General features: G+C 68.8%; 11 protein-coding genes. 7 read left to right on the top strand and 4 right to left on the bottom strand.

The genetic code is table 11. The features are described from left to right. Nucleotides 1-31 precede the first annotated feature (31 nt). Both Afe05nite_RS36265 and Afe05nite_RS36260 read left to right on the top strand, forming a co-directional pair. Nucleotides 32-1,426: an aldehyde dehydrogenase family protein gene (locus tag Afe05nite_RS36265; protein ID WP_203821828.1), complete on the top strand. Its 1,395-nt coding sequence runs from the start codon at nucleotides 32-34 to the stop codon at nucleotides 1,424-1,426. 7 nt (nucleotides 1,427-1,433) lie between these two features. Then, complete coding sequence (locus Afe05nite_RS36260) at nucleotides 1,434-2,453, top strand: C-terminal binding protein (protein WP_203821827.1); 1,020 nt, start codon at nucleotides 1,434-1,436, stop codon at nucleotides 2,451-2,453. A 15-nt stretch (nucleotides 2,454-2,468) separates the two neighbouring features. Here Afe05nite_RS36260 and Afe05nite_RS36255 read toward each other — a convergent pair whose 3' ends face one another. After that, the gene (locus tag Afe05nite_RS36255) at nucleotides 2,469-3,257 is read right to left on the bottom strand and encodes a hypothetical protein (RefSeq protein WP_203821826.1); all 789 of its coding nucleotides are present in this window, start codon (nucleotides 3,255-3,257) and stop codon (nucleotides 2,469-2,471) included. Next, nucleotides 3,254-3,496 carry a PqqD family protein gene (locus Afe05nite_RS36250; protein WP_203821825.1) on the bottom strand — a complete coding sequence of 81 codons (243 nt, stop codon included), beginning with the start codon at nucleotides 3,494-3,496 and terminating at the stop codon, nucleotides 3,254-3,256. The genes Afe05nite_RS36255 and Afe05nite_RS36250 overlap by 4 nt, the downstream gene beginning before the upstream one ends. Nucleotides 3,497-3,774: 278 nt before the next feature. Between Afe05nite_RS36250 and Afe05nite_RS36245 the strand changes: the two genes are divergently transcribed. Both Afe05nite_RS36245 and asnB read left to right on the top strand, forming a co-directional pair. Then, nucleotides 3,775-4,746, top strand: coding sequence for an ArsR/SmtB family transcription factor (locus Afe05nite_RS36245; RefSeq protein ID WP_203821824.1), 972 nt, complete (start codon nucleotides 3,775-3,777; stop codon nucleotides 4,744-4,746). 330 nt (nucleotides 4,747-5,076) lie between these two features. Then, the gene (gene asnB, locus Afe05nite_RS36240; protein WP_203821823.1) at nucleotides 5,077-7,269 is read left to right on the top strand and encodes an asparagine synthase (glutamine-hydrolyzing); all 2,193 of its coding nucleotides are present in this window, start codon (nucleotides 5,077-5,079) and stop codon (nucleotides 7,267-7,269) included. A gap of 226 nt (nucleotides 7,270-7,495) precedes the next feature. Here the strand turns inward: asnB and Afe05nite_RS36235 are convergent, their stop codons facing one another. After that, the gene (locus tag Afe05nite_RS36235) at nucleotides 7,496-8,296 is read right to left on the bottom strand and encodes an MBL fold metallo-hydrolase (RefSeq protein ID WP_203821822.1); all 801 of its coding nucleotides are present in this window, start codon (nucleotides 8,294-8,296) and stop codon (nucleotides 7,496-7,498) included. Nucleotides 8,297-8,441: 145 nt separating this feature from the next. Then, nucleotides 8,442-9,107 carry a nitroreductase gene (locus Afe05nite_RS36230; RefSeq protein WP_203821821.1) on the bottom strand — a complete coding sequence of 222 codons (666 nt, stop codon included), beginning with the start codon at nucleotides 9,105-9,107 and terminating at the stop codon, nucleotides 8,442-8,444. A gap of 315 nt (nucleotides 9,108-9,422) precedes the next feature. Between Afe05nite_RS36230 and Afe05nite_RS36225 the strand changes: the two genes are divergently transcribed. The 3 genes from Afe05nite_RS36225 to Afe05nite_RS36215 all read left to right on the top strand — a co-directional run bounded on the left by Afe05nite_RS36225 (nucleotide 9,423) and on the right by Afe05nite_RS36215 (nucleotide 11,535). Next, nucleotides 9,423-9,692, top strand: a complete 270-nt coding sequence (locus Afe05nite_RS36225) for a metal-sensitive transcriptional regulator (protein ID WP_203821820.1) — start codon at nucleotides 9,423-9,425, stop codon at nucleotides 9,690-9,692. 105 nt (nucleotides 9,693-9,797) lie between these two features. Next, nucleotides 9,798-10,148, top strand: a complete 351-nt coding sequence (locus Afe05nite_RS36220) for a rhodanese-like domain-containing protein (RefSeq protein ID WP_203821819.1) — start codon at nucleotides 9,798-9,800, stop codon at nucleotides 10,146-10,148. Then, nucleotides 10,141-11,535, top strand: a complete 1,395-nt coding sequence (locus tag Afe05nite_RS36215; RefSeq protein WP_203821818.1) for an MBL fold metallo-hydrolase — start codon at nucleotides 10,141-10,143, stop codon at nucleotides 11,533-11,535. Before Afe05nite_RS36220 ends, Afe05nite_RS36215 begins: the two co-directional genes overlap by 8 nt. Nucleotides 11,536-11,548: the final 13 nt, after the last annotated feature.

Here is an 11,548-nt window from a genome sequence, read left to right as displayed (position 1 = left end):
TCGAGCACACGACGAGGGAGTGCCGACCGCCATGTTGCTGATTGACGGCAAATGGATCGAGACACCGGACCGGATCGCCGTCCACAACCCGTTCAGCGGGGAGATCGTCGGCTACGCCTCTCGCGCCACCCGGGAGCAGACCCTGCTCGCGGCCCGCTGTGCCAAGGCGTACGAGTCGACGCTGACCGCCTGGGACCGATCGGAGATCCTCCGCGGCACGGCCGCGCAGATCAGCCGCCAGGAGCAGCAGTTCGTCGCGCAGATCGTCGACGAGTGCGGCGCGGCGGTGAAGGAGGCGCGTAAGGAGGTCCGGCGCGCCGTCACATTGCTCGAGGTGTGCGCGGAGGAGGCCAGGCGGATCACCGGCGAGGCCATCCCGACCGACGTGACCGCCGACCGTAAGCGCAACCTGGCGGTGACGATCCGGGTGCCCGTCGGGCTGGTCTGCGCGATCACCCCGTTCAACCGGCCACTGAACCAGGTGGTGGTCAAACTGGCGCCGGCCATCGCGGCGAACAACTCGGTGATCCTCAAACCGTCCGAGAAGACCCCGCTGAGCGCCGCCCGGTTCGTACGGTGCCTGATCGAGAACGGACTGCCGCCCAGCATGGTCTCGCTGGTGACCGGCGACCCGCAGGAGGTTGGCGAGACGCTGGTGACCTGCCCGGACGTCGACATGATCACGTTCACCGGCAGCCGGGCGGTCGGCGAGCGGATCGCGAGGAACGCGGGCATGATCCGGACGACGTTCGAGCTCGGGGACAGCGGCGCGCTGATCGTGCTCGACGACGCCGACCTGGCCGCCGCCGCGGACGCCGCCGCGAAGGGCGCGTTCGCCACCGCCGGGCAGTCCTGCCGGGGCGTCAAGCGCATCCTGGTCCAGGAGTCCGTGGCCGACCGGTTCGCGGACCTGCTCGTCGCCGAGGCGGGCAAGCTGAGCTTCGGCGACCCGCGGCGCGACGACAACGACATCGGCTGCCTGATCGACGACGCGGCCGCCCGGGTCGTCGAGGAGCGCGTACACGAATCGGTCGAGGCCGGCGCCGTCCTGCTGCACGGCTCACCGCGCGACGGCGCCGTGCTGGGACCTCAAGTTCTCGACTTCGTCACCAAGGACTCGGCGCTGGTCCGCGAGGAGACCTTCGGGCCGTGCGCGCCGATCGTGCGGGTCCAGGGCCTCGACGAGGCCATCGAGTGGATCAACAGCGGCGATTACGGCCTGCAGACCGGCGTCTTCACCGCCGATCTGCACCGGGCGTTCGAGGCCGCCCACCGGATCAGGTCGGGGGCGGTCATCGTCAACGACGGGCCACAGTTCGAGTCGCCGTTCATCCCGTTCGGCGGTGTGAAGAGAAGTGGCCTCGGGCGCGAGGGTGCGCGGTTCGCCATCGAGGAGATGACCACCGTCAAGACCATCGTCTTCTAGGAGGAGCATGAAACCCGTCGTCGTCTACACCGACCCGTTCTGGGCGCTGGCGGACGGAGCGGTGAATCCGGCGCTGGCCACGATCGAGAACGAAGTCTTCGGTGACAAGGTCGAGCTGCGCTTCGGCGTCGTCCAGGACGGCGCGTATGTCAAGGGCGGCCCACGCTTCATCGACAACCTCAAAGGTGCGTCCGCGCTCGCCATCTACCGGGCGCAGATGACCGAGGAGGTCTTCGCCACGATCCGCGGCGAGGTGAAGGTGATCGGCCGGCAGGGTGTCGGCTACGACAACATCGGCCTGCCGTTCCTGAAGCCGAACGGCATCTTCGGGTTCAACGTCCCCGACTACTGTGTCGACGAGGTCTCCACACACACCCTGTCCCTGGTGCTGGCCCTCGAGCGGCAGATCTGCCTGCAGAACAACCACCTGAAGAGCGGGCACTGGGACATCTACGACGGCGGGTACCCGCGTCGTCTGCAGGGCCTGACGGCGGGCATCATCGGATTGGGCCGGATCGGCAAGGCCACCGCGCAGAAGCTCCGCTGCTTCTACGGCCAAGTCATCGGCTACGACCCGTACGTGCACGGCGACCACATGATCGGGTACGGCGTACAGAAGCGTCACACCCTGCCGGACCTGCTGCACCAGGCCGACGTCGTCATCCTGCACTGCCTGCTCGACGAGGACACCCGCAACCTGGTCGGCGAATCGTTCCTGCGCGAGATGAAGAGCGACGCGTTCCTGATCAACCCGGCGCGCGGTGGACTGGTCGACCCGCAGGCCGTGCACGCCGCCTTGTCCGAGGGCCGGATCGGCGGTTACGCCAGCGACGTGTTCACCCCGGAAGACCCCAACGACCACGAGTGGAACCGCAGGCTGCTGCCGTTCGAGAACGTCGTCGTCACCTCCCACCGCGCGTTCCTGTCCGCGGAGTCCGAGCTGAGCCAGCGGCGCCGGGTTGCCGAGGAGATCCTGCATGTGCTGGAGACGGGCCGGCCACCCCGCTGGGGCAGCCTCACCGACTGACCGCCCCGCGCCGGCTCACACCTCCACCTCAAGAGCGACCTCGCGGCACACCTCGAGAACCGATTCGATCCAGGCGGTGGGGTTCGCCGGATCGTACGTCCGCATCGTGGCCAGCTCCCAGTACCGGTCGAACGGAAGGATCGGCGACCCGATGATCTCCATCCGGCGAGCGCGCCACTTCGGCTCGATGCTGTATTCGTGGCTGCCGAGGCTCAACGCGTCGGCGGAGGCGGCCAGCGCGTTCTGCGCGGCGAGCACAGCCGAGGCGAAGTCGCCGGATTCGGTCATGCCGAGCGCGTCCCGCACCCAGGAGTCCGCCTCGGAAAGGCAGCGCAGCGCCAGCATCGAGCGGAAAGCCGAGGCCGCGACCTCCTCGCGCCGGCGGGTGACCCACTCGTCGCCGACGAGCACGAGCGCACTGGTGAGCCGGCTCAACAGTGCGGCCTCATGCTGGCTGAGCTTCTGGCCGAAGGAATCGGCGTTCTGGTACGCATCCCAGGTGACCTTGGCGAGGACCTGATCGAATTGACTCTCCTGCCAGTACCGGAGCTCGATCCTGTTGCCGTCGACGAAGGTCACATTCGTCGGGACGGACGCGGGATCGACGGCCACCGTGTTGAAGCCGTCGGACTCGCCCTCCCACGCCTCACCGGACACGAGGTAGAGGTCGGTGTCGCTTCGGGAGTGCTGCCAGCCGCGGGCCACCGATCCGCCGATGAAGACGGCGCGACACGAGTCAGGGACGAGCTCCTTCTCCCGCAGCGCGCCATACAGTTGCTCCACTCCGAGGTCCACGGACGTCACGAAGCCTCCCATCGGGGATTCGGCGGTGTCGCGGCCGGCGTGAGGTCGTTCAGCACACCCATCTCGAGCAGCGCCTGTACCACCTCGAGCGTATCGGCAAGGGCCTCGCTCGAGTCGACGGCATACTCATCGGCGACCATCGACGCGACGCCGGCCACCGTGCGCTTGCCGTCGAGCGCACGCCAGATGAATGAGGTCACCTCGGGCAGTGCGAATGTCTCCGCGTCGGGCAGGGCCACCAAGTAACCGTCCCGGGTGAGGCGGACCCGAACGTCCACCCGCGGACGGAAAACCGCTGTCGGCTGCAAGTCGGTGTGCATAGGCACCATCCAGCTGATCGTCGTTATGGCGTTGTTGATATCCGATAGGTCGGCCGGTGTCAATGCCGCAAATACGTCGGTGCGTTGCCCGCACGATTCGGGCAGGTACGATGATCGCGACGGAAGGAAAGGTACATGTCGATGCGGCGGCGTACCACCCGGTCGGGCTCCGGATGATTAAGGTGAATACCGATCCGGTGGCTCTCTCACACTTGCGCATCTCCCTCAGTCCGCTGTGGGAGACGTTCGGCAGTCTGTCGAGCCTGGCTTGGGGGCGGGCATCTTCGTGGCCGCACAGTGAATGGGGGCGAAATGCGGAGCAGGCGCTCGCCGGCCGTCCCGGAGCGGCGCTGGTCACCTGGATCCGCCGGTTGCACGGCCAGGTCCCGCAGGAGCTGACCCCCGTGCCGAGCACGATCGAGCGGTCGATCGACATGGAGCTGCAGGCGATGGTCGGCAGGCTGGCCGAGGCCGGGTCCGACCGTCTGGCCGACCTGATCGCAGGTTCGCCGATGCCGCCCGGTACGAGCGGGTCGGCCTGGTTGACCTGGTTGACCGAGGCCGTGCTCGACTACTGGGAAGCGGCACTGGAGCCGTATTGGGCGTCGATGCGGATGGCCTTGCGTAATGACGTGTCGCAGCGGGCGCAGCGGCTCGCCACCGAGGGCACGGACGCCGTCCTGGCCGCCGTGGACAGCCGTTTGCGCTGGCAGCGCCCTGTGCTGACGCTTTCCACGGCCGCTGTCTCGGCGACCGTGGAGTGCGACGAACGGCTGATCCTCGTACCCATGCTGTTCGGTCGCCGGGCGACGCGGTGCGTCGTCGAGCCGGCCGGCGTGGTGGGCGTGTCCTATCAGGCCCGGGGCGCGGCACTGCTGGCCAAACCGCGCACGGCGAGAGCCCCGTCCGACGACGACCGGCTGGCACTCCTGCTCGGCCGGGGCCGGGCAGCCGTTCTCCGGGGCCTGGCCGAACCGACCACGACCTCCGATCTGGCCGAGTCGCTGGGACTGTCCGCCAGCACGATCTCCGAGCATCTCAAGACGCTGGTGGCGGCCGACGTGGTCCACAAGCGGCGGGACGGGGTGCGGGTGATCTACGCCCTCGACGGCGCCGGTATGGCTCTGCTCAAGTACCTCGGCGACGAGGATGCCCCTCCCCCGCATTGACCCCACTTTCGGTGACAGCCGAATGCTTGACATTTCTCACCGGCCCGGACCCGCAGGCACCGTTCGGGGATTGCCGAAACATTGCCCCTCCGGATCGACCCCCATATAGTCCGATTCATCAGCGCCACAATTTGTGGCGAAGATGTCAGGGAGGTGACCAATATGAAGAAGTACCTGAAGCCGCGGCCGGTGGACCACAAGAACGTTCTTCGTGGCCCGTCCTGAAGATGACATGTGTGGCGCCGCGCGTCTTTGAGCGCGGCGCCACCTCTCTCTGTTTCCACGCCGGACCGGAATTGCATAATCGACAGGAAATAGGGGTGGCGAGAAATGTGTGGCCTTGCTGGGCTGGCCCGCTTCGGTGGCGTCGCGCTCGATGACGGGTCGACCGCGGTCCTGCGCCGGATGACCACCATGTTGAGCCACCGCGGCCCCGACGACATGGTCATTCAGCCTCTCGGCCCGGCGGGCCTGGGCTTCACCCGTCTCTCGCTGATGGACCCCGAGTTCGGCGGCCAGCCGTTCACCAGCGCGGACGGGCAGGTCACGCTCATCGCCAACGGCGAGGTCTACAACCACAAGGATCTCGCTTCCCGGCTCCCGGCCGGGGTGACACTACGGACCCGTTCCGACTGCGAGGTGCTCCTTCATCTCTACCAGAAGGATGGGCTGCGCTTCCTGGACCAGGTTCAGGGCATGTACGCCATCATCATCGTCGACCGCCGGCGCAACCGCCTGGTCCTGGCACGCGACCGGTTCGGGATCAAGCCGCTCTACTTCCACCAGGACAGGCACCGCATCGTTCTGGCGTCCGAGATCAAGGCCCTCTTCGCCGATCCCGGCACCCCGCGGCGGCTGGATTGGGCGGCCGCCCTGTCCCAACCGATGCTCAGCGCCGCCCCTCAACTCCTCGACGGCGAACCCACAACCTGGTTCGACGGCATCGGCCTGATCCCCGCCGCCACCATCACGGAGGTGGACCTCGCGGACGGCAGCCGTCGCGACCACCGCTACTGGACCTTCCCCGGCCCCGGTCGTGAGGTACCGCACGACGACGCCGCGCTGATCGCCGAGTATCGCGAGCTCCTCGCGCAGTCCGTCGTCGACTGCGCGTCGGCCGATGCCGAGGTCGGCCTCCTCCTCAGCGGGGGCATCGACTCGACGGCGGTGGCCGCACTCGCCGCCGGCACCGTCGAGTTGCACACCTTCTCGGTGATGTCCGGCAGCACAGTGCTCAACGGCGACGCCGAGCACGCCTACCGGGCCGCCGAGCAACTCGGAGTCACGCACCACCAGGTGCTGTTCGGGCCGACGCACACCCCGTCGGTGGCGGCGTGGAAGCGGTTGCTCTGGCTGTCCGAGACTCCCCTCTGCGGGGCGGAGATCTACTATCGGCACGAGCTGCATCGCTATGCCAAGCAGGTGCGACCGGAGCTGAAGGCGATGCTGCTCGGCGCGGCCAGCGACGAGATGAACGGCGGCTACACCACCAATTACGCGAACGGCGGCGACTGGGACGACTTCTCGGCGAACATCGCGCAGATGCACCGCCGCCGCGCCCTCGGGTCCCGCGGCGCCGCGCTGCTGTGGAACGAGCACTTGCCCGTTGCGGTGCTGGCCGACTCCGCGATCGACGCCTTGTCGGCGGGCACCCTGTCCGACCCGTACGAGGCCTACCTGGCGTTCGAATACCACAAGATCCAGCAGTACAACGTCTGGCACGAGGACCGCACGGCGGCCGGCAGCGGGATCGAGGCCCGCGTACCGTTCCTTGATCACCGTCTGGTCGAGCTGGTCACGGCCATCCCGCCGGCACGGCGCCGGGCACTGTTGTGGGACAAGCGCATTCTCCGCGAAGCCATGCGCGGCATCGTCCCCGACTACATCGTCGACCGCCCGAAGGTCCCGTTCTTCTACGGCGAGGGCGAGCGCTACACCCACGAGATGCTCATCCGTACGCTGACCCAGGACGACAACGCCCTCACCGAGGAGGCCCTGGCGACGAACGGAGGCCGTACCTTCCTCGACGGGGACGCCGTGCGTTCGCTCCTCGGCTCGATGGCCGGGGGTGCCTCGCGCGACAGCGTCGACCTCCTGCTTCGTCTGGTCAACCTCGGCCAGCTCGAGGTCATGCTGAACGAACAACCGCCCCCGCTGGTGACGAATCCCGTCCGCGAGTCGGTTGAAGTGCTGCCGATGGCCGAATGGGACGTCGTCGCGGCCACGGAGGCAACCATCGAGCGCACTGACGTCGACCTCGCCGGCCGGCCGGCGCTCACCGAGGGAACGCTGCTGCTCCGATCGGCGGCGGGCACGACCTATCTCGCCGTCCAGGGCTCCATCGAGTTCGTCCTCGACGACGACGAGCCGTACTGGCGCGCGTTCCTGGAAAAGGCCGACGGTGAACGCGACTTCGCCACGATCCTCGCCGAGATCGGATGCTCGCACCAGGACCTCGCCGCACTGATCCTCGAGGCCTCGGAGGCGGGGGTGCTCGAGACCCGGCCCGCATCAGCCGGCTGACCTCGTCGGCAGCGGCAAGGGGAGCCTTGTGCCGGCGCAGGAGCGCCCCGCGTTCGGTCCGGTGGAGGGTGAGCACGCACGGAGCGATGCTGAAGACGTCCGGCTCGAGGGCTATTAGGGCCCGACGGCATAGCGGGCATCACTGCGGTAACGCGCCGGGGTGTGCGTGCGGGCCTGCAACTCGTCGTCGGGAGGGCCCCGCTCCGGTCGGTTGCCTGCACGTCGGTCAGTGTGCGGAACGCGGGTCCCCGGCGGCGCGGCGCCGCGTTTCGGCTTGCAGGTAGTTGTCGATGAGCCGATGCAGGCGGTCCGGGCCGAAGCTGGGTCCGTGCCCGGCATGAGTCAGGTGTACCGGCAGGTCGCGCAGCCGCCGCAAGGATCGGGCGTACGCCTCTGGGTCGCCGCCGGGGAGCGAGTCCAGCAGGCCGCCGTCGTAGATGACGTCTCCGCTGAACAGCGTGCCGCCGGCCGGGTCGAACAGGGCGATGCTGCCGGGGCTGTGACCGGGCAGATGCAGGACGGTGAGAGTCCGGTCGCCGAGGTCCACGGTGTCGCCGTCGGTCAGTGCCCGGGTCACCGTCGGTGGCTGCACCCGGTATGCCGCGGGTTGGTAGCCGGTGTGCGGGAGAGCGGTGAGCAGTAGTGGCGGCAGTGGTCCGGTCAGGCCGAGTTCGGTGGCCAGGACCGGGCCGAGCAACGAGCCTGGTGCCGGGTGGCCGGCCTGCTCGAGCGGGTGTGCACAGACCTCGGCGAATTCGTGCGCCGAGCCCATGTGGTCCAGGTGCGCGTGCGTCAGGACGAGCACGGGTTCGCGATCGAAACGCTCGCGGAGGATCGGGATCAACGCGGTGACGCCGAGCCCGCAGTCGATGAGCAGGTCGCTGTCTCGGCCGCGCAGATGCCAGGCGTTCGCGCTGAGCAGCTCGTCGACGTGCGGCTCTTCGATGAGGGTGGTGCGCTCGTCCAGAGTGCTGAAGCGGAACCATTGCTGAGCCACGGGTAGCTGGGTAGCGTCCGCGCTGGTCATGCCCCCGCCTTCGAGAGAGGAGTCGATTACGAGACGGCAGCGATGCCGAGCGCCCAACCGTATCCGCCGGCCCGACATCCGGGACGAGTGCGCCTGCCCGCATCCGGTGCAGACCGCGGCGAGGAGCGGGACCGCCAGGCCCGGGTCACCCGCCGATGAAACTCACGGTTTCCGTCATGTCCGCCCGCCCGGTACGCAGCCGTGGCACGCCGTCCTGCTCGAAGCCCACCGAGACACCGCAGAACAGTAAGAGCTCGTCATCGGTGCCGACGGTCTGGCTGACGGTCTTGTGATACATCGTCCACATCACCTGCGGGCAGCTGTGCAATCCTTCAGCCCTCAGCAACAGCATGACCGTCTGCAAGTACATCCCGGCGTCGGCCCACTGCCCGGGCCCCATCGCCCGGTCGAGGTAGCAGAACAGTACGACGGGGGCCCCGAATGCTCCGGTGTTCAAGGCGGCGATCTTCAGGGGCCGGGCGGGGTCGTCCCGCTCGATTCCCAGCGCGGCGTAGCGCTGGGCGGCCGCAGCGGAGAACCGGCCCAGATACGGCGGGACCAGGGCGGCCGGGTACATCGGATACTCCCGCTCATCACCCGGGTCGCCCGTCAGCGCTCTGGCCGTCGCGCGCCGTTTCAGCTCGGCCAGGGGCGCACCGGTCACGACATACACCTGCCAAGGCTGGAGATTCCCACTCGACGGAGCTCGCGTCGCAGCGGTCAGCACGCGCTCGAGTACCTCCCTCGGTACCGGCTCGTCACTGAACGCCCGCACGGCGCGGCGACTGTCCACAGCTTCATACACGTCCATGCCTTCTCGTCCTCTCACCCGACGACAACCACTCTCTACCGCCTTCAGCACGTGCCGGAGGCAACACGTGATCCGGATCGAGCTTCGATCTGCGGCCGGCGGCAGCACCGTCTCTCAGGTAGAGACCTGGGGCGGACAGGCAACGCCAAAAATGATCTTGGTGAGCGAGTCCGCCCGCACCGGTCGGCGGGTGAGCCGCTGCGGCCGGCGTGTGCGGCGCAGGTCACCCTGGACGCGAAGCATACCCCTGGGGGTATGTTGGACCCGCGCAGCCGGGTACCCCCCGGGGTATGCTGACGGCGGAGGTGGCACCTGATGGAGATGAGTCCGGTCCTGCTCAAGGACGCACTGACCCGCTTGAAGCGCGCACAGGGGCAGCTCGGTGCGGTGATCGCGATGATCGAGAACGGTGAGGATTGCCGGCGGGTGCTCACCCAGTTGTCCGCGGTGTCCAGCGCCGTCGACCGGGCAGGCTTCAAGATCATCGCGACCGGGATGCGGGAATGTCAGACTGCCCGCCTGCGCGGCGAGGAGCCGCCGATGAGCGAGGAAGAGCTCGAGAAGCTGTTCATGTCTTTGTCCTGAGCCTTGGCGTGCCCCCGCCGCACCGGGTGGGGGCTTCGCCCTTCGTCATGGTCGAATCATGTCTTCCGTATACCCCCGGGGGTATACACTGATTGGAGTTTTCAAGTGATCCTGAGAGAGATTTCGGTTGCTCGTCTGCGGTCGGACGGCGTCGAGGGCGTGCTGCTCGATGTGCGCCACCCGGGCGAGTACGCCGGTGGTCATCTGCCGGGTGCGGTGAATGTGCCACTTGACGAGGTGTCGGCGGTGGCCGCCCGGTATGCCGGGCAGGCTGTGGTGACGGTGTGTCACTCCGGTGCCCGCAGTCTCGCCGCAGCCCGGCTGCTGTCCGCCGCCGGCGCCCGGGTGCAGTCCCTCGCCGGCGGGACCGAAGCGTGGCGCCAGGCCGGATATCCGGTCGAGACCCAGCCGCTGACCAGCGACAAGCCGATCGAGGAGGAGACGTGCGATGACTGAGGTGAGCGTGGAGGTCGTGCCGACCTCGTCGTTGGGTGACCGCAGCTACCTGGCCCACGACGGGCAGGTCGCGGTCGTGGTGGACCCGCAACGTGACATCGACCGGATCCTGGCCCTGGCCGGCCGACTCGGGGTGCGGATCACCCATGTCGCCGAGACGCACCTGCACAACGACTACGTTTCCGGCGGCCTGGCCCTCGCCCGGTTGACCGGCGCCACGTACCTGGTCGCAGCGGACGACAAGGTCGGTTTCGCGCGCCGGGCGGTGGCCGACGGCGACGAGATCGACGTGTCGGCGGAGATGCGCGTGCGGGTGGTGGCTACGCCCGGCCACACGTTCCACCACGTGTCGTACGTGCTCGATGACGGCGCCGGTCCGGTCGGGGTGTTCACCGGCGGGTCGTTGCTGTTCGGCACCACCGGGCGTACCGACCTGCTCGGCAAGGAGCACGCCCACACCCTCGCCGAGCGACAGCATGCCTCGGTGCGGCGCCTCGCCGACCTGCTGCCCGACGGCGCGCAGGTGTGGCCCACCCACGGCTTCGGCAGCTTCTGCTCGGCCACCCGGGCCGACGCGCCCGAGTCGACGATCGGCCGGGAACGCACCGCGAACCCGGCGCTGCGGCTGGAGACCGACGACTTCGTCACCGAGAACCTCGCCGGTCTTGACGCGTACCCGGCGTACTACGCGCACATGGGCGCGCGGAACACCGCCGGCGCCGACCTGATCGACCTGACCCCGGTGACCACCGCGGACCCGACGGAGCTCGCCGCCCGGATCGCGGCCGGTGAATGGGTGGTCGACCTGCGCCACCGCAAGGCCTTCGCGCACCGGCACCTGGCCGGCACGCTCAGCTTCGCCCTGGACGGGCCGATGGCGACCTGGCTGGGCTGGATGGTCCCGTGGGGCGCACCGATCACCCTGCTCGGCGACAGCGCTCAGCAGGTCGCCGACGCGCACCGCGAGTTGGCCCGCATCGGTATCGACCGGCCCGCCGCCGCAGCCGCCGGCAGCCCGGACGACTGGGCCGGCGGCGACGACACCCGCCTGGCCGAGCTGAGCACGGCGACCTTCGCCGATCTGGCCGCCGCCCGCACGGGCAGACCGCCGCACGAGCTGCCCGGCGCGGACGTGGTGCTCGACGTGCGGATGGACAACGAGTGGCGCACCGACCACATCGACGACGCCGTACACATTCCGCTGCCCGACCTGCCCACGCGGCTCGGCGACGTGCCCGCCGGCACGGTGTGGGTGCACTGCGGCTCCGGCTACCGCGCGGCCGCGGCCGCCGGCCTCCTGGCCCGCGCCGGGCGTCAGGTGGTGCATATCGACGACGCCTACCCCGAGGCCGCCGACGCCGGTCTGCCCATCGTCCGCGGACACTGAACCGGAGAACCAC

It is taken from the genome of Paractinoplanes ferrugineus (genome assembly GCF_016862195.1).
GTDB classification, from domain to species: Bacteria; Actinomycetota; Actinomycetes; order Mycobacteriales; family Micromonosporaceae; genus Actinoplanes; species Actinoplanes ferrugineus.
This window is presented reverse-complemented; position numbering and strand designations above follow the sequence as displayed.

Excerpts from the sequence above, each read along its gene's own strand:
- Afe05nite_RS36215 (WP_203821818.1), top strand. The coding sequence starts at position 10,141 with ATGACTGAGGTGAGCGTGGAGGTCGTGCCGACCTCGTCGTTGGGTGAC.
- Afe05nite_RS36230 (WP_203821821.1), bottom strand. The coding sequence starts at position 9,107 with ATGGACGTGTATGAAGCTGTGGACAGTCGCCGCGCCGTGCGGGCGTTC.
- Afe05nite_RS36260 (WP_203821827.1), top strand. The coding sequence starts at position 1,434 with ATGAAACCCGTCGTCGTCTACACCGACCCGTTCTGGGCGCTGGCGGAC.
- asnB (WP_203821823.1), top strand. The coding sequence starts at position 5,077 with ATGTGTGGCCTTGCTGGGCTGGCCCGCTTCGGTGGCGTCGCGCTCGAT.
- Afe05nite_RS36235 (WP_203821822.1), bottom strand. The coding sequence starts at position 8,296 with ATGACCAGCGCGGACGCTACCCAGCTACCCGTGGCTCAGCAATGGTTC.
- Afe05nite_RS36225 (WP_203821820.1), top strand. The coding sequence starts at position 9,423 with ATGGAGATGAGTCCGGTCCTGCTCAAGGACGCACTGACCCGCTTGAAG.
- Afe05nite_RS36265 (WP_203821828.1), top strand. The coding sequence starts at position 32 with ATGTTGCTGATTGACGGCAAATGGATCGAGACACCGGACCGGATCGCC.